Genomic DNA, 24,249 nt, shown 5'->3' with positions numbered 1-24,249 from the left:
CAGCCCACACCCTACGTACCGCCCTCAACGGAGCACCCTGCCGCCCAAAGCCGCGCGGCCTCACCCCGGAGGTAACCCCGACATGGCCAACGGCCTCACCCGCACCGTCCTGATCATCGGCGGAGGAACCTCCGGCAACACCCTCACCGTCCTCCTGCGCCGAGCCGGCATCGCGGTCGACCTCGTCGAGGCGAGCCCCGACTGGAAGGCCGCCGCCGGTTCCGGCATCACCCTTCAGGGCAACGCCCTTCGCGTGCTCCGAGAGGTCGGCGTCCTCGGAGGCATCGAGAAGGACGGCTACGCGGCCGACGGCGTCGCCATCCTCACCCCCGACGGCACGGTGATCTACGCCCACGACGAACTCCGCACCGGCGGCGAGGACCTGCCCGCCCACATCGGTATGCAGCGGCCCGGGCTCCAGCAGCTCCTCATCGACCAGGTGCGCGCCTCGGGCGCCGGGGTCCGCCTCGGCACGACGGCCACCTCCTTCGCGCAGGACGGCGAGGGCGTGGACGTGACCTTCTCGGACGGTACGAGCCGCCGCTACGACCTGGTGGTCGGCGCCGACGGACTGCACTCCGCCACCCGCGACATGATCGGCATCACCGAGAGACCCGAACCCACCGGCATGGGCATCTGGCGCGCCCCCGCACGCCGTCCGGCCGGTGTCACCCGTACCGAGATGATGTACGGCGGTCGCTGTTTCATCGCCGGGTACTGCCCGACCAGCGAGGACACGGTCTACGCCTATCTCGTGGAGCGGGCCCGCGACCGGGCCGCGCTGGACCCCGACGCGTACGCCGACGAGATGCGAGCGCTGAGCGAGGGCTACGGCGGGGCGTGGGAGGAGATCCGCACCGCGTTCACCGATCCGAAGGCCGTCAACTACGCATACTTCGACCAGCTGTTGGTCGAGGGCCCGTGGCACCGCGGCCGGGTGGTGCTGGTCGGTGACGCTGTCCACTGCTGTCCGCCCACGCTCGCCCAGGGCGCCGCGATGTCCCTCGAAGACGTCCTGGTCCTGGCCGAGTTGCTGACCGGCCGCGACGGCTGGGACGACCAGCTCCTCACCGACTATCGCGTCCGACGGCTGCCCCGGGTGCGGATGGTCGTCGAGGCCTCCGTCCAGGTCGGCCGGTGGCTGCTCGAAAGGGCGCCCGACCAGGAACGCGGCAAGGACGTGGCGGCGCTGATGGGCCGCACGATGAGCGCTCTGAAGGAACTCCCGTGACCGAGCCCCTCTCGCCCCCGACGATCGACGTCCACGCCCATCTCCTGCTCCCGGAGGTCGAGGAGGCCGTCGCCGGCCGGCCCGGCCTCGCCGAGGCCCGCGCACTGGACGCCCGCCGCAACGGCCGGGCGGCCCTGGCCGTCAACGGCCCCATGGTCGGCGCGCGCGTGCCGAAACTGACGGACGTCGCCGTGCGCCTCGCCGCCATGGACGCGCAGGGCGTGGACATTCAGCTGGTCAGCCCGTCCCCGTCGCACTACCACTACTGGGCCGAGCCGCAACTGGCCGAGAGGCTCTGCCAGTTGGCCAACGAGGGCACTGCCGCGCACTGCGCGAAGGCCCCCGACCGGCTGCACGGCCTCGGCCTGGTCCCGCTCCAACACCCCGACCTCACGGTGGAGTTGCTCGACCACGCACTCGACCAGGGCCTGAAGGGCGTGGAGATCTCCTCGCACGCGCCCGGTCACGAGCTGTCGGATCCGGCGTACGAACCCTTCTGGTCCCGTGCGGAGGAGACGGGTGCCGTCCTCTTCCTGCACCCCTTCGGCTGCACGCTCGACGAGCGGCTCGACCAGTGGTACCTGTCCAACACCGTCGGCCAGCCCACCGAGAACGCGATCGCCCTCTCCCAGCTGATCTTCTCCGGCGTCCTGGACCGCCATCCGGGCCTGAAGCTGATCGCGGCGCACGGCGGCGGCTATCTGCCGACCCACGTCGGCCGCTCCGACCACGCCTGGCGGGTCCGCCCCGACGCCCGGGACTGCGAGCGGGAACCGAGCAGCTATCTCAAGCAGGTGTACTTCGACTCGCTCGTCCACAACCCGTACGTACTGCGGGAGTTGATCCGTGCCGTCGGCGCCGACCGGGTTCTGCTCGGCTCCGACTTCCCCTTCGACATGGGCACCGACGACCCGCTGGGCGCACTGCGCACGGCAGATCTGCCCGACCACGACTTCCACGCGGTGCGGGGCGGCAACGCCGCCGCCCTGCTCAACCTCGTCCGAGGAGGAACCCCCCATGAGTGACCGTCTGCTCACGCACCTCCGGCACGTCGACCTCGCCGTGCCCGACTACGACAAGCAGCTCGACTTCTACGCCGGTGTGTGGGGCCTGACCAAGGTCGCCGAGGACTCCGGGATCTCCTTCCTGGCCGCCGAGGGCTCGCCCGAGCAGTACGTCGTACGGCTGCGGAAGGCCGACGAGAAGCGGCTCGACCTGGTGTCCTACGGTGCCGGGAGTGCGGCGGACGTGGACGCTCTCGCTGAGCAACTGCTCGCCGGTGGCGTCCAGTTGGTGTCGCAGCCGGGCAAGGTGGACACGCCCGGCGGCGGTTACGGCTTCCGCTTCTTCGACATCGACGGACGCACGATCGAGGTCTCCGCCGATGTCGAGGTCAGGCAGCACCGCCGGATCGAGGAGAAGGAGGCGATCCCGGTCAAGCTGTCGCACGTCGTCCTCAACTCGCCGGACCTCGACAGGACCCGCGAGTGGTACGAGCGTCACCTCGGCTTCCGTCACTCCGACACGCTCAGCTCGCCGTACGTCGGTGACGTCATGCACTTCATGCGGATCAGCAACCAGCACCACTCCATGGCCATCGCCAAGGGCCCGCACACCTCTCTGCACCATGTCTCGTTCGAGATGCGCGGCCTGGACGAGTACATGCGCGGCTCCGGCCGGGTGATGCGGGCCGGTTTCCAGAAGGTCTGGGGCCCGGGCCGGCATATGGCGGGCGACAACACCTTCACGTACTTCCTCGACCCGCACGGCAACACCGTCGAGTACACAACGGAGTTGGAGCTGCTCGACGAGGACACCTGGCATCCCCACGTCTACGACTTCTCACAGCCCGAGGTCACCGACCAGTGGGGCACGGCGAACCCGATGAACGAACTGGTCGCCAAGGAGTCCTTCAACGACGTCGACCGCGGGGTGTTCGTCGCCCCGCCGGTCTGAGAGGCAACTCATGCGCATCGCCACTTACTTGCACGAGGGGCATCGCCACTGCGGCATCGTGGAAGGCAACGCCGTACGAGCCCTGCCGGACGGCACGTCACCGCTCGAAGCCGTCGACACCCGCCCCGTGGGCGCGCCCGTCCCCCTGTCGGAGGTACGGCTGCTGCCGCCGCTCCAGCCGCCCACAGTGCGGGACTTCGTCACCTTCGAGGAGCACGTCGAGGGCGTACGGCGGTCGGTGGACGGGGCCGCCGGGGTGCCGGAGCGGTGGTACGCGGCCCCGACGTTCTACTTCACCAACCCTTACGCGGTGTACGGCGCGCACGACGACATCCCGATGCCGCCGGGGTCGAGCGTGCTCGACTTCGAACTGGAGGTCGCTGCCGTGATCGGCAAGGAGGGCCGCGACCTCACCCCCGAGCAGGCCCGTGAGCACATCGTCGGCTACACGGTCTTCAACGACTGGTCCGCCCGCGATCTCCAGTCGGCCGAGATGAGGGTGGGCCTCGGCCCCTGCAAGGGCAAGGACACCGCCTCCACGCTGGGCCCGTACCTGGTCACCGCCGACGAGTTGGAGGAGTACCGCGACGCGGACGGTTTTCTGCGTCTGGAGCTGACGGCGGAGGTGAACGGCACGATCGTCGGCAAGGACCTGCTGTCCAACATGAGTTGGACGTTCGAGGAGATGGTCGCGTACGCCTCGCGCGGCACCGCCGTCCGCCCCGGCGACGTTCTCGGCTCGGGGACCTGCGGCAACGGCGGGTGTCTGGCGGAGCTGTGGGGCGTACGAGGGCGCCAGGACCCGGCGCCGCTCCGGCCCGGCGACACGGTGACGCTCACTGTGGAGGGCATCGGCAGCGTCTCCAACACCGTGGTGGCCGGGGCCGATCCGGTGCCTGTGCCGGTCGCCCGGCGGCGGCTGCGGGAGCGGCCGTGACCGGCGCCGGCCGGCAGCGGCTCCTCGGCAAGGTCGTGGTCGTCACGGGCGCGGCCGGAGGTCAGGGTGCCGCCGAGGCCGAGGCGCTGGCCCGGGAGGGCGCCCGGGTGATCGCCACCGACGTGACCGAGGCACCCGGCTGCCGGCGGCTCGACGTCACCGGCGAGAAGGAGTGGGCCGAACTCGCCGCCGAACTGCGGGAGTCGTACGGGCAGGTGCACGGCCTGGTCAACAACGCGGGCGTCACCTGGCGGGCCCGTATCGACGACGTACGCCCCGAGGACATGGCCCGGGTCCACGCGGTGAACGTCACCGGTCCGCTGCTGGGCATCCAGCATCTCGTGCCCTTGATGCGGCCGGGGGCGTCGATCGTGAACGTCGGTTCGTCGGCGGCGCTGACCGCCCACTATCCCGTCGCGTACACGGCCAGCAAGTGGGCGTTGCGCGGCCTGACGAGAACCGCCGCCATGGAACTGGGGCCGCGCGGTATCCGCGTGAACATCGTCCACCCCGGCTTCATCGAGACGGACATGACCGCCTTCGCCGCGCCGGGCTTCCGCGAGGCGAACCTCCTCGGAACGCCCCTCGGCCGCACCGGGAGCGTCGACGACATCGCCCCGCTCGTGACGTTCCTGCTGTCCGACGACGCGTCCTTCATCACTGGCGCCGAGATCCCGGTCGACGGCGGCCTCACCGCACACGGCGGCGCCAAACCGATCTCGGACGCCGTGCACCCGTAGAGCAAGAGCAGCAGAAAGGCCCACTCCCCATGGACAAGGTCCGTGCGAGCGCCGCCGAGGCGGTCGCCGACATACCCGACGGCGCGTCGCTGGCCGTCGGCGGCTTCGGTCTCAGCGGCATCCCCGACGTACTCATCCGGGCCCTGCACGCCCGTGGCACCACCGGTCTGCGGGTCGTGTCGAACAACTGCGGTGTGGACGGGCACGGACTCGGGGTCCTGCTGGCCGACGGCCGGATCGCCCGGGTGACCGGCAGCTATGTGGGCGAGAACAAGGAGTTCGCCCGGCAGTACCTGTCGGGCGAGTTGGAGGTGGAGCTGGTGCCGCAGGGCACGCTGGCCGAGCGGTTGCGCGCCGGCGGAGCGGGCATACCGGCCTTCTACACCCCGGCGGGGGTGGGCACGCAGGTGGCCAAGGGCGGGCTGCCCTGGCGCTACGCGTCCGACGGCACGGTCGCGGTGGCCTCCCCGCCCAAGGAGACCCGGGACTTCGCGGGTCGCGCGTACGTCCTGGAGCACGGCATCACCACCGACTTCGCTCTCGTACGGGCCTGGCGCGGCGACCGCCACGGGAACCTGGTCTTCCGCAAGTCCGCCGCCAACTTCAACCCGCCGGCCGCGATGGCCGGCCGGATCACCGTCGCCGAGGTCGAACAGCTCGTGGAACCGGGCGAGTTGAGCCCCGACGAGGTGCATCTGCCGGGCGTCTTCGTCCAGCGGGTGGTGGAGCTGACGGCAGCGGAGGCCGCCGACAAGCAAGTAGAGAAGAGGACCGTACGCGCATGAGCACCGCCCTCGGTACGCAACTGGGCTGGACCCGGGACGAGATGGCCGCCCGCGCCGCCGCCGAACTCGCCGACGGCTCCTACGTCAATCTCGGCATCGGCCTGCCCACCCTGATCCCCGGCCACCTCCCGCCGGGAGTCCAGGTGGTCCTGCACTCGGAGAACGGCATCCTGGGCACCGGCCCGTACCCGGCCGAGGACGAGGCAGACCCGGATCTCATCAACGCGGGCAAGGAGACGGTCACCGTCCTGCCCGGCGCCTCCTTCTTCGACTCGACGCTCTCCTTCGGCATGATCCGGGGCGGCCACATCGACACCGCCGTACTCGGCGCCATGCAGGTGTCCGTCGCCGGCGACCTGGCCAACTGGATGATCCCCGGCAAGATGGTCAAGGGCATGGGCGGTGCGATGGACCTGGTCCACGGCGCGCGTCGTGTGATCGTCCTGATGGAACACACCGCCAAGGACGGCAACCCGAAGATCCTCAAGGAGTGCACCCTGCCGCTCACCGGCGAGACCTGCGTCCACCGGATCATCACCGACCTCGGCGTCCTCGACATCACGCCGGAGGGCCTCGTACTCGTGGAGTGCGCACCGGGCGTGACGACCGAGGACATCGTGGACCGTACGGACGCGCCGGTGATCCGGAGGCCTTGAGCAGGCGTCGGAAGGTGGGGCACTCCAGTACTGCCGATCGACGTGCCGCGCACCTCGGGCGGACGGGACCGCTCAAGCGGGGCCGAGAACCCGCAGCGCACTGTGGGGGCGCCGGCCGGCGAAGAACTCGTCGGTGACGGCCCGGACCGCGTTGACGACCAGGGGTGCGACCCGTTCCACCGCGGAGCGTGCGTCGGCGACCACCGAGATCGCTCCAACCGCCCCTTCGGGCCCGCGGATGGCGAGTCCGAGGCAGGCGATCTCCGCGAAACACTCCCCATGGTCGAGGGCCAGCCCGTTCCGGCCGCGTACCGCGCCGAGTTCCCGATGCAGTACGTCGAGGCGGTCGATGCTGTGACGGGTGCGCCGCTCCATCAGGGGCGCGTACCGCGCGTCGATCTCCTCCGGGCTCAGCAAGGCGAGCATCGCCTTGCCGAGGCCGGTGCAGTGCGCGGTGGCTCTGCCTCCGACCCGCGAGGGCACGTCCACGGCTGCCCGGCCCCCGATCTTGTCCAGGTAGTAGATCTCCAGCCCGTCGAGCACCGCGAGATGCACGACCATCCTGGTCCGCATGGCCAGGTCGAGCAGTTGGGGCGCCGCGGCGGCACGCAGGGTGCTGTGTCCGGTCTCCCGTCCGCCCAGGCCGAGCGCCCGCGGTCCCAGCGCGTAGCCGGATTCCGTGTGGTGGAGCCAGTCCAGCCGGACCAGTTGGTCGAGTATCCGGTGGGCCGTCGAGCGCGGCAGCCGGGTCCGGCGGGAAACCGTCTCGAGTGTCAGGCGAGTCCGGGGGTGCTCGAAGAGATCCATGATCAACGTCACGCGCTCCATCATCGACGGAGGCAGTACGGGCCGTTCGGCCTCAAGACGCGAGCCGAGGTGAAGGGCAGACATCGTCGTCGGCACCTCTCTGCTGAAACTAGAATCTATTCCAGTTTGTTGCCGCCGCCAACGTACCAACGCGGACGTGCACAACCCAAGGGCCGTGCACGGGGAAATCGGCCGGTTCGCATCACCCGCCGCGGTGTGACGCCGGCTCAGCCTTCGTCGTACGGCGCGAGGATGAGCCTCGTCGCCAGCCGCAGGTCCGACTCGGCCTGCCGGGCGGTGATCTCCTGGGTGAGCATGGCCACGAACAGCCCCCACCAGCTGTAGATGAGCAGCCGTACGACACTGCGGTCCCGTTCCCCGGCCTCGCTGACGCCCAGGACCCGCAGCAGGGTCTGTCCGAGGCAGCTCTCGACGATGTCGAACCGGGTCGGGATCACCGCCGCGTACTCGCTGAACGCCGACAGGGCCGTCGCCGAGGCCAGCAGCGGGCTGTCCAGCAGCTTCACGCTGAGCGCGACGAGGGTGTCGGCCGCTTCGGTCGCCCGGTCCGTCGTCGCGTCGACGACCATGTCCACGCCGTGCCCTTCGAGGGTCGTCTCGATGTGCCACTCGAACACCGCGGTGAACAGATAGGGCTTGGACGGGAAGTAGCGGTACAGCGTGCCGAGGGCGACGCCCGCCTCCTTGGCGACGTCCTGCATCTGGATGCCGGCGAGCCCGTCACGGGCGGCGAGTTCGGATGCCGCGCGGAGGATGCGGACGCGGCGGGCGACCTGCCGCCCCGAGACCGGAGCGGCCGGCTGCCTCGGCTCGGTGCCTCTCCCCACATCTCCCCCAAGCGGTCGGGTGCGCAGGCGGGCGTGCACCGAGGCGGTGCCCCGTTCGCGCCGTCACCACGCTAGCAGCGCGGGTGCGACGGCCATGTGGGTCACCGCGACGCGTGGTTCGCCGCCACGTAGCCGAACACCGCCGACGCGGCGATGCTGGCTCCCGCGCCCAGGTACTTGCGGCCCATCACGGACGCGGTGCAGTTGCCCGTGGCGTAGAGCCCGTCGATCGGTGTCCCGTCGGTGTCGAGTACCCGTGCGAACTCGTCGCAGAGAAGTCCGCCGCTGGTGCCGATGTCCCCGGGATAGAGGGCGACCGCGTAGAACGGCGGCTTCGAGACGGGCCCCAGGCAGGGGTTGGGCTCGTGGGTGATGTCGCCGTAGTACTTCTCGTGGTCGCCCTCTCCCCGGTGGAAGTCCTCGTCGGCGCCCGCCGCGGCGAACCGGTTGAACCGCTCGACCGTCTTGAGGAGTCCGCCGGCGTCGATCCCGCACTGGCCGGCGAGGTCCTCAAGGCTGTCGGCGCGCTTCATCGCACCGCCGGCGATCCACTCCTGCGGTGTCCGGCCAGGGGGAGACATCCCGAACGGGTAGTGGGTGCGGTGCCGGGAGTCGACGACGAGCCAGGAGGGGATCGCGCCTCCGAACTCCCGCTCGTGTGCGTGCATGCGCTGGCCGGCCTCCTGATAGGCGACCGCCTCGTTGAAGTACCGACGGCCCGCTGCGTCGACGATGACCGCTCCCGGCTTGCTGCGTTCGGAGAGGCACATGTTGGGGGTTCCGTCGGGCATGATCCACGAGGGCATCCACCAGGCCTCGTCCAGCATGTCCGTCGCGGCTCCGTGGGCCATGGCGATCCGGATCGTCTCTCCGGTGTCGCCCGGGTTGGCCGAGGTCCACCGGTCGCTGGTGGGCCGCCCGCCCGCATGCCGTTCGCGCATCTCCTTGTCGCGGGCGAACCCGCCGGCGGCGAGCAGCACGCCCTCGCGCACTCGGACACGTACGTCACGACCGCTCTGGTGGAGGACGGCGCCGACGACCCGACCGTCCTGGACGACGAGGTCCTTCAGCGCGGACTCCAGCCACACGTCGACACCCTGCCGCAGCAGCACCTGGAGCAGGCGGGCGGTCCGTGCCGCCCCGTTCGTCACGAGCCGCTGCCCGCGGATCCGGCCGAGCGCCGTACGCAGCCCCACCCTGGCCAGGACCGTCAGCCCGATCCGGGTCCGCATCAGCATCATCGGTCCCGCCTCGCCGGTGTAGACGGTGAGGCCGCCGGAGACGCCGGGGCGGATGCTGTCCTGCCACGGCCCGAGCCGTCTCCTGTCGAAGGCCTTCGCCTCGATCGCCCTGCCGCGCGCCGAGCCGCCCTCGCAGCCCCGGACGCCTGAGTAGTAGTCGCTGTAGCCCTCGCAGCGCCGGAACTCCAGGCCTTCGGATTCGAGAAACTCGACCATCTCGACACCGGAGTTGATGTACGCCAGTCTGCGGGCGGGCGACGACGCCGGCCCCGCGTCACCGACGACGGTGTCGAAGTAGGCGAGCGCGGCATCGACCGAGTCGGGAACGCTCTCGCGTCGCATGAGCGGATTGTGGGGAAGCCACATCACGCCGCCCGACATACAGGTCGACCCGCCGAACAGTTCGGCCTTCTCCACGACGAGAACATCCTTGCCGAGCGCTCGCGCCCGCACCGCCCCGACGACGCCCGCACCGCTCCCCACCACCAAGAAGTCGGTCGAGTGATCCCATCCGGTCAACGACCTGCCTCCTCCGCTGCTCGGCGCGGCAGCCCAACTCCGGGTACCGGCACGCGAGTTCAACCGTAGGTTCGGGGGTCGGCCGACGCCTTCGCGCTCCCGCTGAGTGGAATCCGAACTGACGCCGACCGCGAGAGCCACGACGAGCCGGTCGCCGGTCGCCGCTCCGGTACGCGGCCGGGAACCGGCGTTCCGCCAAGTCCCCCTCGGCGACGGCCACTTCGTGACGTGAGCGGCTGCCGGTCAGACGCCGGGCGTCACCGGCGCCTCCCACACCGCGACGATCGCGTCGACGAGGCCGGTGGCGGCCTCATGCCACGTCGGCCGGAGGGCGACGGTGTCATCGGCGAGGGCCCGTTCCCTCTCGACGGAGATCTGGACGATCAAGTGCCGTGTCATGACGGCACGTTCGGCGCGCACTTCCGCGGTCAGTCCGGGCACGCAGCGCGTGAGGCCGTCCTCGAGTCTCCCCAGGGACGGGGAGGCGTCGTAGTACTCCTCCTCCGTGATCGCGTAGAGGGCGGGATCGGCCGAGACCTGCGCGATGAACCGGGCGTACCAGCTGGGACAGCCCAGGGTCTCCAGGTGCTCGGTGACGGGCCGGACCGAGCAGTCCACCCAGTCCCGCAGGTCGGAGGAGTCGCCGATGGCGGTCAGCATGCGTACGCGGACGACTTCGATCCGCTCGGCGTGCCTTCGGACGATGGCCCGCACCAACTCGGCCTTGGCACCGAAGTGGTAGCTGACGGCGGCGTTGTTGCCCTGCCCCGCGGCCTCGCTGATCTGACGGTTGCCGACCGCGTACACCCCGTGCTCGGCGAACAGCCCCTCCGCCGCGTCCAGGAGCGCTTCCCGTGTCGCCTTGACCTGAGCGTCCCGTCTCGTCCCGCTTGCCATCATCACCACCTTTCCGGGATCTCCGGCCCCCAGGCCGACCTGTCCCGTCGACCGACGAGCCCAAAACCTAAATCACTTCATTGATTTCCGTCCAGGGCCACCGCTCCCGGTACGGTGGCGGACATGGCGGGCAGAGGTGTCCGGGCCGAGCAGGTCCGAGCGACCCGGGAAGTCATCCGGAACACGGCGGAGCGGCTGTTCGCCGAGCGCGGGGTCCATGCCGTGTCGAACCGTCAGATCAGCGAGGCCGCGGGACAGGGCAACACCGCCGTGGTCGGATACCACTTCGGCACCAAGGCGGACCTGGTACGCGCGATCACCCGCCACCACACCGCGCGGCTCGAGTGTGTGATCGAGCGGCTGCTGGCCGAGACGGGCGATTCCACCGAACTCCGGGACTGGGTGGCGTGCTTGGTACGGCCGACCACCGAGTATCTGGCGGAGCTGGGCAGTCCCACCTGGTTCGCGCGGTTCTGCGCCCAGGTGATGGCCGACCCCGCGCTCCACGAGATCGTCGTCGACGAGACGCTCAACGCTGCCATGTGGCGGCAGATCCTCGACGGTCTGCACCGGTGTCTGCCCGACCTGCCGACCGTGGTGCGCGCGGAACGTACCGCCATGACCCGGCATCTGATCCTCCACATGTGCGCCGAGCGTGAGCGTGCACTCGCCCTCGGCACTCCGACGCCCAGGGCCAGCTGGCACGATGCCGGCACCGGTCTGGTAGACGCGATCGTCGGAGTGTGGACGGCCCCTGTCACAGAAGGTTCTTGACGGTCCGTCACGGACGACATCACCCACCGCCGCACCTCCGCGAAAGCTCCATCGCGCCCTCTCAAGAGATTTTGAATCAATCGATTGACTTAGGAACTGGGCAGGAGTTCACTCAGTGGCGCGGTCGACGGACGACCACACCGCACTTCCCTCCGGCGATGCGGAGCAGCCCGTGAAAGTAACCGTCGAGCAGGACAGGTGCGTCGCGGCCGGCCAGTGCGCGGCCACCGTCTGTCCCGCGCTGACGATCCACATCAAGGAATGACACCCCGGCCGACCACCAGAGGATGGACATGCCCGACGCACCGACAGACGCCGCAACGATCAGGGAAGCCCAGGCCCCCGAGTGGCCGATGCCCCGGGCGGAAGGCTGCCCGTTCGATCCTCCACCGGCCTTACGGACCCTTACCGCCGAGAAGCCGCTCGCGAAAGTACGGATCTGGGACGGCAGCACCCCCTGGATCGTCACCGGTCACGCCGCACAGCGGGCTCTGCTCAGTGATCCCCGGGTCAGCGTCGACGAGCGGCTGCCCGGTTTCCCGCACTGGAACGAGGGCATGGCGGCCGCGGTGTCGTACCGCCCGCGTTCCGTCTTCAACTCGGACGCCCCCGAACACTCCGGCTACCGGCGGATCATGACCGGCCCGTTCACCTTCAAACGGGTGGAGGCGCTGCGCCCGACCATCCAGAAGATCACCGACGACCTCATCGACAAGCTCCTTGCCGGACCGAAGCCGGCCGACCTCGTCCAGGAGCTGGCGCTCCCGCTGCCCACGCTGATGATCAGCGAACTGCTGGGTGTGCCGTACGAGGACCACGAGTTCTTCCAGGAGTACGCCTCCCGGGGGATCGCCCACAACGTGTCCGCCGAGGAGAGCGGGCGGAACTTCATGGCGCTCAACGAGTATCTGGTGCGGCTCGTCGAGCAGAAGGCCGCCGAGCCCGCGGACGACGCCCTGTCCGACATCGCGGCACGCGTCACCTCCGGCGACATCACCGTGTCCGAGGCGGCCATGATGGGCCTGGGACTGCTCATCGCCGGGCACGAGACCAGCGCCAACATGATCGGTCTCGCCACGGTCGCGCTCCTTGAACACCCCGACCAGCTGGCGGTCCTCCGCGACTCCGACGATCCGAAGGTCGTCGCGGGCGCGGTGGAGGAACTGCTGCGCTACCTGGGCATCATCCACGGCGGCCAGCGGCGGATAGCCAAGGAGGACATCGAGATCGGCGGGGAGGTGATCCGCGCCGGCGAGGGCATCGTCGTGGAACTCTTCAGCGCCAACCGCGACGCGCACGTCTTCCCCGAGCCCGACCTGCTGGATCTGCGCCGGCCGAACGCCCGTCAGCACAACGCCTTCGGCTTCGGCATCCACCAGTGCGTGGGACAGCAACTCGCCCGGGTGGAGCTCCAGGTCGTCTACGGCACGCTGTTCCGCCGCATCCCCACCCTCCGCCCGGCCGAGCCGCTGGACCAGATCCGGTTCAAGCACGACCGGCTCGCCTACGGGGTCTACTCGCTGCCCGTCACCTGGGGGTGACCACGATGGCCGAAGAACTGTCGGGAAGAGTCGCCGTGGTCACCGGCGGTGCGGCGGGCCTCGGGCGCGCGACCGTCGAACGGCTCCTGGAGGACGGGGCCCGGGTCGTCATCGCCGATCTCGACGAGAAGTCGGGCGAGTCCCTGGCCTCGGACCTCGGCCCGGACGTCCGCTTCCGTCGGACGGACGTCGCGGTCGCCGGGCAGGTCCGCGAACTCGTCGGGTTCGCGGTGGAGGAGTTCGGCGGACTGCACCTCATGGTCAACAACGCCGGCGTCTCGGGGGCCATGCACCAGAGCCTGCTGGACGAGGACTTCGCCGATTTCCAGCGCGTCCTCTCGGTGAATCTGTTCGGCGTGATGACGGGTACCCAGTCGGCCGCCCGGCACATGGCCGCGCACGGCGGCGGCTCCATTGTCAACATCAGTTCCATAGGCGGTGTCCAGGCCGGACCCGGGGTGTTGTCCTACCGCGCCTCGAAGGCAGCGGTCGTCCACTTCACCAAGTGCGTGGCTCTGGACCTCGCCGCCCACGACGTCCGCGTCAACTGCGTGGCGCCGGGCGGCATCCCGACAGGTCTGCTCGCCTCCGCGACAGCGGACGACGGAATCACCGAGCGTATCCGCGCCCACATGGCGGCCACTCAGCCGCTCAAACGACTCGGCACCCCCCGGGACGTCGCCGAAGCCGTCGCCTATCTCGGCGGTGACCGGTCGCTGCACGTCACCGGGACCGTGCTGACGGTCGACGGCGGAACCACTGCGGGCCTGAAGCCGATGCGGGCCGCCACCACCTCGTAGCACCACCCATGGATGGAGGACGACGATGTCCAACCAAGCCGACACGCTCTACCCGCCCGAGGGCCTCGGCGCGCCGAAGGACCGACAGGGGCACACAGGCAGCGCCCTGAACCTCCCGCCGGGCACCGAGATCTTCTCCGCCGACAACCACATCTCGCTGGCGGAGGACATCTTCGTCGAGAGGTTCCCCGAGCGGCTCAAGGACCAGGCACCGCGCATCTGGTACGAGGACGGCGCCTACGAGTTGGGCATGGACGGAAAGTCGTTCCTGCCCAAGGAGTTCAGCAGCGTCCTCATGCAGTACGACCCGCTCATGGGCGCCGGCTCGGACAACCTCGACGGCCGTCTGGAGGAACTCTCCTCGGACGGTATCGACAGGGAACTCGCCTTCCCCAACGCGCTGTTGGCGATGTTCTTCTACCCGGACCCCGAGGTCCGCGAGCTGACCTTCCGGATCTACAACGAGTACATAGCGGGCCTCCAGGAACGCTCCCACGGCCGCTTCTACGGTGTCGGGCTCATCAACTGGTGGGACGGGGCGGGTGCGCGCAGGACCCTGGAGGAGCTCAAGAGCCTCGGGATCAGGACGTTCCTGATGCCGCTGTCGGCGGGGAACGACCTGGAGGGCAACCCCGTCGACTACGCGAGCACCGCCATGCGTCCCGTCTGGGAGGCGATCGAGGAGGCCGGGCTGCCGGTCTCGCACCACATCGGCGAGAGCACGCTGAAGGCCCCCTGCGAGTCCAACGCCATCGCCGTCGGCATGGTCGTCAACGTCTCGCCGTTCCGGGAGGTGTGGGCGAAGTACATCTTCAGCGGCATCCTCGACCGCCACCCGGGCCTGCGCATCGGGTGGTTCGAGGGAGGGGCGAACTGGGTTCCCTCCGCCCTCCAGGACGCCGAACACATCCTCGCCTCCTACCGGCACATGCTGGACCGCCCGCTGGAGCACGACATCCGGCACTACTGGGACCACCACATGTACGCGTCGTTCATGGTCGACCCGCTCGGTCTCAAGCTGCTGGAGGACATCGGGGTGGACCGGATCATGTGGTCCGCCGACTACCCCCACAACGAGAGCACGTTCGGCTACTCGGAGAAGTCGGTCGCCATGGTGGTGGACGCCGTCGGTCCCGAGCAGGCCGCCCGCATCGTCAGCGGAAACATCAAGGAATACCTCGGCCTGTAGCTCCACGACCTTGTTACGGAGGCGGGTATGACCGTCATCGACATCCCGTCCGAACCCGACCTGGCCCGTATGGGCCGTGAACGCGGCGCGAAGCTGCGGGCCGCCATGGCCCAGCAGAGCGTCGACGCCCTGATCCTGCTCGGCAACACCGCGGTGAGCTATGCGACCGGGGTGAGCTGGCCGCTCGGCGACTCCGGTCTGGCCCACGCCGACCGTCCCGTCGCCGTGGTGGTGGCCGACGATCCGTGGGCCCATCTGTTCATGCCGTTCCGCGAGGGCACCTCCGCCGAGTCGCCGCTGCCCTCCGACCACGTCCACCCGCCGGTCTACCTGGAGTACGACGAAGGGGTACGGACCTTCGCGGCCGTCATCGCCGGCCTCGTACCCGCCGGAGCGACGGTGGCCGCCGACGAGCTGACCGGAGCGATGCGCAGAGCGGAGAAGTCGCTCTTCCCGGGCGGGCCGCCGAGCGACGCCGCACTCGTTCTGGCCGCCGCGAAGCTCACCAAGACCCCCGACGAACTGGCCTGCATCCGTACCGCCCTGCGGATCACCGAGCGGGCCATGGCCGACATCGCGGGGTCCCTGGCTCCCGGGATACGCCAGATCGACCTGTCGGCCGGTTTCGTCCGCCAGGCCTACGAGCACGGCGCCCAGGCGAACGTACTCGACCCCATCTGGCAGGTGATGCCGGAGTCCAGGGAGGCCGGCGTGTGGACCACCCACGGTGACCTGGCCCTTCCGCTGCTGACGACCGAGCGGGAGCTGGCCAGGGGCGACGTGCTGTGGACCGACGTGAGCATCAGCTACGCCGGGTACTGCTCGGACTTCGGCCGGACCTGGATCGTCGGGCAGGATCCGGCCCCGCGCCAGCAGGCGCAGTTCGGCAGGTGGTGGGAGATCCACTCCGCGGTGAAGGACGTACTGCGCGCGGGCGCCACAGCCGCCGACCTGACCAGGGCCGCCATCGCCGCGAACGGCGGTACGAAGCCCTGGCTTCCCCACTTCTACCTGGCGCACGGCATGGGCACCGACCCCGCCGAGATGCCCTTCGTCGGCACCGACCTGGGCGAGGAGTTCGACGAGCAACTGGTGCTGCAGGCAGGCATGGTGCTCGTCCTCGAACCCGTCGTCTGGGAGGACGGCACCGGCGGCTACCGCAGCGAGGAGGTCCTCGTGATCGAGGACGAGGGCTTCACGGCCCTGACCGACTACACCTACGCCCCCTATGGCCACTGAGGTCCTGCCGGACGACCGCGCTCTCCGCCTCGGGCGGCGGGAACGCGCGCTGGCACACATGGAAGCCCACGACCTCGACGTCCTCGTCCTCGCCCGCATGGCCAACGTCCGTTACGTCACCGGCTCCCCGGGACTGTGGACCGCGGGGACCCATCCCTTCTTCCCCGGCGCCGTGGTGGTCCGCGCCACCGGGGCCGTCCACGCCCTCATGACCTGGGACGAGGGGGTGCCCGACGACATCCCCCGGGAGCACCTCTACGGCCTGACCTGGAACCCCATGAACTGGGTGACGGCGCTCCAGGGCATCGAGGGAACGGCCACGGCACGGCGGGTGGGCACGGACACCATCTCGCCCACCTTCGCCCAGCTCCTGCCCTACGCCTTCCCCGCCGCCGAGCTGGTCGACGGCGAACCGGCCATGCGTGCCGCCCGCCGGGTCAAGACGCCCGAGGAGGTGGTGGCCCTCCGGGAGGCCATAGGGGTGGCCGAGGCCAGTCTGGCCAAGGCGGTGGCCGAACTGCGGCCGGGCGTCACCGAGCAGCACCTGTCCGGCGTACTGCTGGAGGCCGCCGCGGCCGGAGGTGTGAGCACCCCGGCCACCCAGGAGGTCGCCTGGGTGACCTCCCGGGAACACCCGTGGCGGAAGGTGAACAGTGACCGGCGGGTGGGCGCGGGCGACCTCGTGGCCTTCACCTCGGGAGTGGTGGCCGGTGGATACATCGGCGAGGTCGCGCGTACCTGGCCGGCCGAAGGCGGGAACCCGGGTTCCCTGTACGGGCGTTGGGACGAGCTGTGGGCCCGGCTCCTCGACGCCTGTCGTCCCGGCGCACCGGCCGCCGACCTGCTCGCCGCATACGACACGGCAGGCGAGCCGCTGCCCCCGATGCCCGTCGCCCGTGGCCTGGGCCTGGGTTTCGACCCGCCCGTGGTCGCCTCCGGCCTGCCTGCCACGGCAGCCGAGGAACGGCTCGAACCCGGCATGGCGCTGGCCGTGACCGGCTACGTCTGGCAGGAGGGCGTAGGAGCCGTCCTGGGACGCCAGGCCGTGCTCATCACCGACGACGGAGCCGAACTGCTCACGTCGAGCCCCGTCTGGAAACCCTAGTCCGGCGGGTCGGGGCCGGAGCCCCACGACCCCGACCCGCCCTCGCACAGCCGGGGAAAGGACCCCAGTACATGGCTGACACCACGCGTCCCTCGGCGGAGGAGATCATCCGCTACGAGAAGGACCCCAAGACGAAGATCGCCACGCTCACCCTGGACCGGCCCGACGCCCTCAACGCCCCTACCGCAGCGGCCCGGTTGCGCTTCGCGGAGCTGCTGCACCGGGCCAACGTCGACGACGAGGTGAAGGTCCTGGTGATCCGGGGCGTCGGCGACGATCTCGGCTCGGGCGCCGACATCGCGGAGACCATGGAGATGCACGCCGCGCCCACCTCCGGACCGCTCCTGGCGGAGCAGGGCATCGGCGAGGACGACGACGTCCGCTATCCCCCCAAGGACTCCTACCGCTACGGCGGCACCCCCGCCCAGTGGTACGCGACTCCCCCGGGCGGCTGCCGCAGCCTCCAGGAGTTCAAGAAGATCAGCATCCTGGAGGTCAAGGGCTACTGCTACGGCTGGCACTTCTACCAGGCCGCCGACGCCGACCTGGTGATCTCCTCCGACGACGCCCTCTTCGGCCACCCCTCCTTCCGGTACATCGGCTGGGCGCCCCGGATGTGGACCTGGGCCCAGACCATGGGCCTGCGGAAGTTCCAGGAGATGGTCTTCACCGGCCGGCCGTTCACCGCGCAGGAGATGTACGAGTGCAACTTCCTCAACAGCGTCGTCCCCCGGGGCGAGTTGGAGGCGGAGGTGGAGAAGTACGCACTGGCCTGCGCGCGCACCCGGCCGACCGACACGGTGTTCATGCAGAAGGTGTTCTTCGAGATCTTCAAGCAGCACCAGGGCGAGTACATGGGCTCGCTGCTCACGGGTCTCTTCGAGTCGATCGGAGGCATCGCCCGGGCCGACGGCAACGACCTGATGCTCAACGAGGAGACGGTCGACGGCGGGATCGCCAACGCGGTCAGGGGCAACGACGACCGGTTCCCGCCGGACTTCCGCCTCAGCAAGTCGGGACGCAAGCGGGAAGGCGGCGGCTCATGAGTCCGACTCCCGTCGAACCGCCGCTCAGCGGCTGTCTCGTCGTGGACCTGTCCACGGGAATCCCCGGCGCCTACTGCACGAAGCTGCTGGCCGACGGCGGTGCGGAGGTCGTCAAGGTCGAGTCGCCGCAAGGCGATCCGCTACGACGGTGGTCGGCGTCCGGCGCCACGATCGAACCCGGCGACGACGGGGCGCTGTTCAGCTTCCTGGCCTGCTCGAAGGAGAGCGTCGTCGGCGAACCGGACCTGATACGAGGGCTCCTGGAATCGGCGGACGTAGTGGTGTGGTCGCCGGGCTCGCCGCTGTCCCCGCAGCAGATCCACCGCACCCACCCTCACCTCGTGGTCACGTCGATCACGCCGTTCGGACTTGAGGGACCGTGGCGCGACCGCGCCGCCACCGAGTTCACCCTGCAGGCCTGGTCCGGCGGAATCATCGGACTGGGGCGCGGCGCGCCGGACCTGGCGCCGGTCTTCGTCGGGGGCCAGGCCGGTGACTGGGTGTCAGGGGCGTACGCCGCCGCCGCGACGATGGCAGTACGACTGCGCGCTCCCGGCACGGGCGAACTGGTCGACCTCTCCATGCTCGAAGCCCATGTCCTGTCCCTGACCTACCACCCGGTGACGTTCTGGGACATGCTGGACCGGCCGTGGCAGCAGACCCGCAGGCTGAACATGCCGGGCGTGGCCACCGCCAAGGACGGACTCGTGGCGCTCGGCTGTTCGACAGCCCAGCAGTTCTTCGACTTCTGTGCGATGGTCGGCCACCCCGAGTGGATCGACGAGAAAAACCCGTTCTCGATAGTCCAACGGGCCACCGAGGTCGCGCCGGTCGTCCAGGAGTGGATCTCCGGCCGCACGGTCGCCGAGATCCGCGAGCTGGCCACGGCGTTCCGCATCCCCAACTCCGCTGTGGTCAACGGTGCCAACGCTCCGGGCATGGACCACTTCGAGGCGCGCCGGAGCTTCCTGCCCAACCCGCGCGACGGCTTCCTCCAGCCCGCTCCTCCCTTCCGCCTGGAGCCCGCCCGGCTACGGCCCGCGGCCCCGGCTCCACGCCTCGGCGAGCACACCGAGAGCCGCCGGGTCGCACAGCGCGCGCCTGGCAAGAAGGACACCGGACTGTCGTTCAGCAGCCTGCGGGTCCTGGACATGACGGCCTTCTGGGCCGGCCCCTCCTGCACGCACGCCCTCTCCCTGCTCGGCGCCGAGGTGATCCATCTGGAATCCACCTCGCGACCCGACGGAACCCGCCTGATCGCGGGCGTGGCGCCCTCCGTCGACCAGTGGTGGGAGAGGTCGCCGATCTTCGCGGGCCTCAACACCGGCAAGAAGAGCCTGACGCTCGACATCCGGACCGAACAGGGCCGGGACCTGCTGCGCCGACTGGCCGCGACCTGCGACGTGATCGTCGAGAACTACACCCCGCGGGTCCTGGACCAACTCGGCCTGGACTACGAGGCGGTACGCGCCGCCCGCCCCGACACGATCATGGTCCGGATGCCCGGCTTCGGCCTCGACGGACCGTGGCGCGACAACGCCGCCTTCGCCTACGTCATCGAGGACGCGGCAGGACTGACCTGGCTCACCGGCCACCCCGACGGGAATCCGGTCGAGCCCTACTCGATCGGCGACCCGAACGCGGGCGTCCACGCCCTGAACGGACTCCTGCTGGCCCTGGAGCACCGGCGCCGCACCGGCGAAGGAGCGCTGGTGGAGGTGGCGATGGTCGACGCCGCGCTCAACGTGGCCGCCGAGCAGGTCATCGAGTACTCGGCCTACGGCGCACTGCTGGAACGGGCCGGAAACCGGGGGCCGACCGCGGCCCCACAGAACCTCTATCTCACCGCGGACACCGACGAGTTCGGCGGCAGGGACTCCTGGGTGGCGATCGCCGTGGCCACGGACGGCCAGTGGGAGGCGCTGTGCGACGCCCTCGGCCGCCCCGACTGGACGATGGACCCGGATCTGTCCACCGCCGACGGGCGCCACTCGCACCACGACGCCATCGACGGGCATCTCGCGGCCTGGTGCGGAGAGCGCGGCGCGGACGTGATCGTCGACCGTCTCTGGCCCGCCGGTGTCCCGGTGGGCAAGGTGCTGCAACCGCATCGCCAGGCCGAGTTGGAGCAGTTGCGGTTCCGCGGCTTCTTCGAGGAGGTCGACCACCCCGTGGGCGGCCCCGCCCGCTACAGCACTTGGCCGGCGCGACTCTCCCACGACCGTGTACGCCGTGCCCCGCTGCTCGGCGAGCACAACCACGACCTGCTGACCGAACTCGGGCTCACGGAGCGGGAGATCGCCGCACTGGAGGCCGACGGGGTCATCGGCCGGACACCGACCCGCTAGAACGAAGAAGAAGGAAAGGAAGGAACGAGTCGCGATGACACCACGGATCGGGATCGGGATGATGCTCGCGAGCACGGTGGACAGCACCAGCGTGGTCGTCGTCCGCTGGGCAGCCGGTGACCGGGAAGTGACCTGCGGAGGCGCGCCGATGGTCGACCCCGCACAGGACGACCCCGGCACCGGACAGCCCCTCGACCCCGCCCAGTCGGCCGGAACCCTCCTCGGCAAGCGCTACGCCACCGAGGACGGCACAGTCGAACTGCTCTGCACCAGACCCGGTCAAGGCACCCTCGCGCTCGGCGGTGTGCCCCTGACCGTGAAGAGCGCCAAACCGTTGCCCGCGTCGGACTGACGCGCATGGACCTCACGATGCTCCTCGACATGGCGACCGAAGGGTTCGGCGACCGCACCCTGGTGGGCGGGCTCACGGCCCGCGAACTGCACGACGCAGCACGTTCCAGCGCTCTCCGCGGACCTGACCGACGCTGCGCCGCCGAGGTCCCGCACCCGGGTAAAGCAGACGGTCCGGGTACGGGACCCAACGCCTCACGCCTTCGTCGCCAGAACCCCCGAGCGCACCTCGACACCAGCGCGCTCTCCCGACCGGATGAACAGCCCGAGGACGAATCCCACGGCGGAGCAGACCCCGACAAGGGCGAAGCCCCGCATGTACGCGTCGCTGGTACTGAACGGCGTACCAGGCACGAGTGAGTCGCTCAGGAACACCGCCACGACCGACGTACCCCCGATGGTGAACACCGTCCGCACGACCATGTTCAGCCCCGTGGCCCCGCCGGTGTCCTCCTCCGGTGTGTCCTCGATGATCAGGATCGGGATCGCGGCCAGGACGAACGACGTCGCAACACCGAGGAACGCCACCGACACGACCACTCCCGTGAGCGTCTCGTGGAACAGCGCGAGGCCGAACGCGGTGGCCAGACCGAAGACACTGCCGATGATCAGCGTCCGCCGACCACCCGCACGCGCGGCCGTCCAGCCGCTCACCGGGGACAGCAGGAAGCCGAGCCCCGCGATGCCGAACAGGACCCATGCCGCCTCGGACGCGCTGAGGCCGAGGCCGACCGGTGCCATCTCCGGGGTCCGCATGAGTGCTTGGAGGAGTGGACCGGTGGCACCCACGATGCCGACCGCGAGCACGGTGGTCGCGAGCATGGTCAGTACGGACCTCCGCCCGGCGAGGCGACGCACGTCGATCATGGGGCGCTCGACGTTCCGTTCCCACGTCCACCAGATCGCCAGCAGCACGACGCCGACCGTGAGCGCGGCGATCGTGCGGCTGTCCGACCAGGACCGGGTCATGGTGTTCTGAACGCCGAACAGCACCAAGGTGATCGCCGGGATCAGCAGCACGCTCGCGAGCCAGTTGACGCGCCTCGCTCCGGCGACCGCGTTCGAGCGAGGGAGCAGCGAGCAGCCGATCGCGGAGAGCAGGGCGGCGGCACCGGCGACGACGGGAAGGTAACGCCAGCCCGCCGAATCGATCAGCGGACCGGCCACGACGGCACCCGTCGCTCCGCCGAGTGTCGCGGCCGCCACGGTCATCGCGACCACTACGGGCACCTGCTTGCGCGGAACGGTTTCTCGGGCGAGGCCGAAGCACAGGGGGAGGACGCCGCCGGACACGCCCGCGATCGCTTGGCCGGTGACGACCCCGGCAAGCGTGTCCGTGGAGAAGGCGCTGGTGACCGACCCTGCCGCGGAGACCAGCAGTACGGCGACGAGCACCCTGCGGCGTCCGTGGCGGTCACCGAGTCGGCCGCAGAACACCGCGGAGACGGCGGCGACCAGAATGAACGCGGTCACCGCCCAGCCGGCGTGGTTGAGGGTCGTACGGAAGTGGGCGATCAGCGCGGGAAGCGCGCCGACCATCGCGGTCGCCGCGAAGCCGCTGACGGCGCCCGCGAGGACCAGAAGTCCTAGGAGAACGGGGAGGGAACGGAAGGGGCGGCGGACACCGGTACTGGTTTCTGGAGATGCTGACATCTCGGTCTCTCTCAGTTGGGCGGTGGGGAGTGATCGCCTTGCTCTGAAGGTCTCTCCGGCGGCAGGAACCGACCCGGGGACTGGGCCGCTGCTCCCGTGGGAGGACCGGTTCGCCTCGGAGCGTGACAGCGCCGTGGACCGGCGGCCAAAGACAGGTCCCGCTGAGTGGTGAGGGACTGTCAGGGGCGCCTCGGGGGCCGTCGGCGCCCTTGCTCCACCTCGATCAGCCCCCTAGCCTGACTTTGTGCCGCAAATAAACAAAGCCCGAACGCACAACGCCGTGCCGGGCCACGACCTCAGCCGGCTCCGCCTCGCCCTCACCGTGTTCTTCGCCCTCGACGGCTTCGTCTTCGCCGGCTGGGTCGTCCGTATCCCGGCCATCAAGGAACAGACCGACGCCTCCGCCGGCGCCCTGGGCCTCGCTCTTCTCGGTGTCTCCGGCGGAGCCGTCGTCACGATGATCCTCACCGGCCGCCTCTGCCGTCGCTACGGCAACCACCGGGTCACCGTCGCCTGCGCCGTCCTCCTCTCCCTCAGCGTCGCCCTGCCGCCGCTGACCCACTCCGCCCCGGCACTCGGCGCCGTCCTGCTGATCTTCGGCATGGCCTTCGGCGGCATCAACGTCGCCTTCAACAGCGCCGCCGTCGACCTGGTGCGGGCCCTGCGACGGCCGATCATGCCCAGCTTCCACGCCGCGTTCAGTCTCGGCGGCATGATCGGCGCCGGGCTCGGCGGACTCGTGGCCGGAGCACTGTCCCCCACGCGACACCTGCTCGGCCTCACCGTGATCGGACTGTGCGTCACCGCCCTGGCGGGCCGCACCCTGCTGCGCATCCAGCCCCCGGTACCACGGGAGAGCGCGGTGGAGAAGGAACAGAAAGAGCAGAGGGAGGCGGTGCCGCAGCGTCTGGACACCCACACCCGTGGACTCGTCATCGTCTTCGGCCTGATCGCCCTGTGCACGGCATACGGCGAAGGAGCCCTCGCCGACTGGAGCGCCCTGCACCTCGAACAGGATCTGCACGCGTCTCCGGGCGTCGCGGCCGTCGGCTATTCCTGCTTCGCACTCGCCATGACCATCGGCCGGCTCACCGGCACGAGGCTGCTCGAACGGCTGGGCCAGACCCGTACGTTGATATCCGGCGGCACGACCGCCGCCGTCGGCATGCTCCTGGGTGCGCTCGCCCCGTCCCTGTGGGTGGCGCTCGTCGGCTTCGTGATCACCGGGCTCGGTCTCGCCAATCTCTTCCCTGTCGCCATCGAACGCGCGGGCGCGCTGGCCGGTCCCGACGGAGTCGCGGTCGCGTCCACGCTCGGCTATGGCGGCATGCTTCTGGGACCACCCGCCATCGGGTTCATGGCGGAGTGGTTCTCACTCCCCGCCGCCCTCACCAGCGTCGCGGCGCTGGCCGCCACGGCAGCCGTGATCGGCTTTGTCACCCGGCGTGCGACATCGGCGTCGTGATGTCCGGGGCCGAGACTTCACCAGGGTGTCGTGGCCGCCGCTGACGACCGCTTCGATCCACGGGGCCGGACGGTTTCGTCCCGGCGGCGCGCGGACAACAGCGTGCCGCCGGGGTCACAGA

The 24,249-nt window shown here is 70.1% G+C and carries 23 protein-coding genes; 18 read left to right on the top strand and 5 right to left on the bottom strand.

Features of this window, described 5'->3' with window-relative positions; all coding sequences use genetic code 11:
* Positions 1 to 82 precede the first annotated feature (82 nt).
* From ACWCRB_RS18115 to ACWCRB_RS18085, 7 genes are read left to right on the top strand one after another with little or no spacing between them, the layout of a single operon-like run.
* Positions 83 to 1,231 carry an FAD-dependent oxidoreductase gene (locus tag ACWCRB_RS18115; protein ID WP_450996987.1) on the top strand — a complete coding sequence of 383 codons (1,149 nt, stop codon included), beginning with the start codon at positions 83 to 85 and terminating at the stop codon, positions 1,229 to 1,231.
* Complete coding sequence (locus ACWCRB_RS18110) at positions 1,228 to 2,256, top strand: amidohydrolase family protein (RefSeq protein WP_450996986.1); 1,029 nt, start codon at positions 1,228 to 1,230, stop codon at positions 2,254 to 2,256. Before ACWCRB_RS18115 ends, ACWCRB_RS18110 begins: the two co-directional genes overlap by 4 nt.
* Entirely contained in the window at positions 2,249 to 3,187 is a 939-nt protein-coding gene (locus ACWCRB_RS18105; RefSeq protein ID WP_450996985.1) for a VOC family protein, read from the top strand. The genes ACWCRB_RS18110 and ACWCRB_RS18105 overlap by 8 nt, the downstream gene beginning before the upstream one ends.
* A 10-nt stretch (positions 3,188 to 3,197) precedes the next feature.
* Positions 3,198 to 4,124 carry a fumarylacetoacetate hydrolase family protein gene (locus ACWCRB_RS18100; protein ID WP_450996984.1) on the top strand — a complete coding sequence of 309 codons (927 nt, stop codon included), beginning with the start codon at positions 3,198 to 3,200 and terminating at the stop codon, positions 4,122 to 4,124.
* A complete protein-coding gene (locus tag ACWCRB_RS18095; RefSeq protein ID WP_450996983.1) occupies positions 4,121 to 4,864 on the top strand; it encodes an SDR family oxidoreductase in 744 nt (247 codons plus the stop codon). Before ACWCRB_RS18100 ends, ACWCRB_RS18095 begins: the two co-directional genes overlap by 4 nt.
* Positions 4,865 to 4,893: 29 nt before the next feature.
* The gene (locus ACWCRB_RS18090; RefSeq protein ID WP_450996982.1) at positions 4,894 to 5,649 is read left to right on the top strand and encodes a CoA transferase subunit A; all 756 of its coding nucleotides are present in this window, start codon (positions 4,894 to 4,896) and stop codon (positions 5,647 to 5,649) included.
* Between the two features lie 20 nt (positions 5,650 to 5,669).
* Complete coding sequence (locus ACWCRB_RS18085) at positions 5,670 to 6,305, top strand: 3-oxoacid CoA-transferase subunit B (protein ID WP_450997020.1); 636 nt, start codon at positions 5,670 to 5,672, stop codon at positions 6,303 to 6,305.
* 72 nt (positions 6,306 to 6,377) lie between these two features.
* On the opposite strand, the gene ACWCRB_RS18080 is transcribed toward ACWCRB_RS18085, so the two are convergent.
* The 4 genes from ACWCRB_RS18080 to ACWCRB_RS18065 all read right to left on the bottom strand — a co-directional run bounded on the left by ACWCRB_RS18080 (position 6,378) and on the right by ACWCRB_RS18065 (position 10,617).
* The gene (locus tag ACWCRB_RS18080) at positions 6,378 to 7,196 is read right to left on the bottom strand and encodes an IclR family transcriptional regulator (RefSeq protein WP_450996981.1); all 819 of its coding nucleotides are present in this window, start codon (positions 7,194 to 7,196) and stop codon (positions 6,378 to 6,380) included.
* Positions 7,197 to 7,339: 143 nt separating this feature from the next.
* On the bottom strand, positions 7,340 to 7,960 hold the full coding sequence (locus ACWCRB_RS18075) for a TetR/AcrR family transcriptional regulator (protein ID WP_450996980.1): 621 nt from the start codon (positions 7,958 to 7,960) through the stop codon (positions 7,340 to 7,342).
* Between the two features lie 101 nt (positions 7,961 to 8,061).
* Entirely contained in the window at positions 8,062 to 9,720 is a 1,659-nt protein-coding gene (locus tag ACWCRB_RS18070; protein ID WP_450996979.1) for an FAD-binding protein, read from the bottom strand.
* A gap of 243 nt (positions 9,721 to 9,963) precedes the next feature.
* Complete coding sequence (locus ACWCRB_RS18065) at positions 9,964 to 10,617, bottom strand: TetR/AcrR family transcriptional regulator (RefSeq protein ID WP_450996978.1); 654 nt, start codon at positions 10,615 to 10,617, stop codon at positions 9,964 to 9,966.
* A gap of 123 nt (positions 10,618 to 10,740) precedes the next feature.
* Here ACWCRB_RS18065 and ACWCRB_RS18060 point away from each other — a divergent pair, with 123 nt between their 5' ends.
* The 10 genes from ACWCRB_RS18060 (at position 10,741) to ACWCRB_RS18015 (ending at position 21,011) form a co-directional block, all read left to right on the top strand.
* Positions 10,741 to 11,391, top strand: coding sequence for a TetR/AcrR family transcriptional regulator (locus ACWCRB_RS18060; RefSeq protein WP_450996977.1), 651 nt, complete (start codon positions 10,741 to 10,743; stop codon positions 11,389 to 11,391).
* Between the two features lie 115 nt (positions 11,392 to 11,506).
* Positions 11,507 to 11,656, top strand: a complete 150-nt coding sequence (locus ACWCRB_RS18055) for a hypothetical protein (RefSeq protein ID WP_450996976.1) — start codon at positions 11,507 to 11,509, stop codon at positions 11,654 to 11,656.
* Between the two features lie 28 nt (positions 11,657 to 11,684).
* Complete coding sequence (locus ACWCRB_RS18050; protein ID WP_450996975.1) at positions 11,685 to 12,932, top strand: cytochrome P450; 1,248 nt, start codon at positions 11,685 to 11,687, stop codon at positions 12,930 to 12,932.
* A 5-nt stretch (positions 12,933 to 12,937) separates the two neighbouring features.
* Positions 12,938 to 13,732: an SDR family NAD(P)-dependent oxidoreductase gene (locus tag ACWCRB_RS18045; protein ID WP_450996974.1), complete on the top strand. Its 795-nt coding sequence runs from the start codon at positions 12,938 to 12,940 to the stop codon at positions 13,730 to 13,732.
* Between the two features lie 25 nt (positions 13,733 to 13,757).
* Entirely contained in the window at positions 13,758 to 14,921 is a 1,164-nt protein-coding gene (locus tag ACWCRB_RS18040) for an amidohydrolase family protein (protein ID WP_450996973.1), read from the top strand.
* 27 nt (positions 14,922 to 14,948) lie between these two features.
* Positions 14,949 to 16,160: a M24 family metallopeptidase gene (locus ACWCRB_RS18035; RefSeq protein ID WP_450996972.1), complete on the top strand. Its 1,212-nt coding sequence runs from the start codon at positions 14,949 to 14,951 to the stop codon at positions 16,158 to 16,160.
* A complete protein-coding gene (locus ACWCRB_RS18030; protein WP_450996971.1) occupies positions 16,150 to 17,265 on the top strand; it encodes a M24 family metallopeptidase in 1,116 nt (371 codons plus the stop codon). Before ACWCRB_RS18035 ends, ACWCRB_RS18030 begins: the two co-directional genes overlap by 11 nt.
* A 71-nt stretch (positions 17,266 to 17,336) precedes the next feature.
* The gene (locus ACWCRB_RS18025) at positions 17,337 to 18,311 is read left to right on the top strand and encodes an enoyl-CoA hydratase/isomerase family protein (protein WP_450996970.1); all 975 of its coding nucleotides are present in this window, start codon (positions 17,337 to 17,339) and stop codon (positions 18,309 to 18,311) included.
* Positions 18,308 to 20,659, top strand: a complete 2,352-nt coding sequence (locus tag ACWCRB_RS18020; RefSeq protein WP_450996969.1) for a CoA transferase — start codon at positions 18,308 to 18,310, stop codon at positions 20,657 to 20,659. The genes ACWCRB_RS18025 and ACWCRB_RS18020 overlap by 4 nt, the downstream gene beginning before the upstream one ends.
* Positions 20,660 to 20,693: 34 nt before the next feature.
* Complete coding sequence (locus ACWCRB_RS18015) at positions 20,694 to 21,011, top strand: hypothetical protein (RefSeq protein WP_450996968.1); 318 nt, start codon at positions 20,694 to 20,696, stop codon at positions 21,009 to 21,011.
* A gap of 194 nt (positions 21,012 to 21,205) precedes the next feature.
* Here the strand turns inward: ACWCRB_RS18015 and ACWCRB_RS18010 are convergent, their stop codons facing one another.
* Entirely contained in the window at positions 21,206 to 22,663 is a 1,458-nt protein-coding gene (locus ACWCRB_RS18010; RefSeq protein ID WP_450996967.1) for an MFS transporter, read from the bottom strand.
* Between the two features lie 244 nt (positions 22,664 to 22,907).
* Between ACWCRB_RS18010 and ACWCRB_RS18005 the strand changes: the two genes are divergently transcribed.
* Positions 22,908 to 24,128 (top strand): MFS transporter, encoded by a 1,221-nt coding sequence (locus tag ACWCRB_RS18005; RefSeq protein ID WP_450996966.1) that lies wholly within the window; start codon positions 22,908 to 22,910, stop codon positions 24,126 to 24,128.
* The last annotated feature ends 121 nt before the right edge of the window (positions 24,129 to 24,249 follow it).

The organism is Streptomyces sp. NPDC002156, from assembly GCF_053593675.1.
The sequence above is the reverse complement of the archived record's forward strand: the minus strand, read 5'-3'. Positions and strand labels throughout refer to the sequence as shown.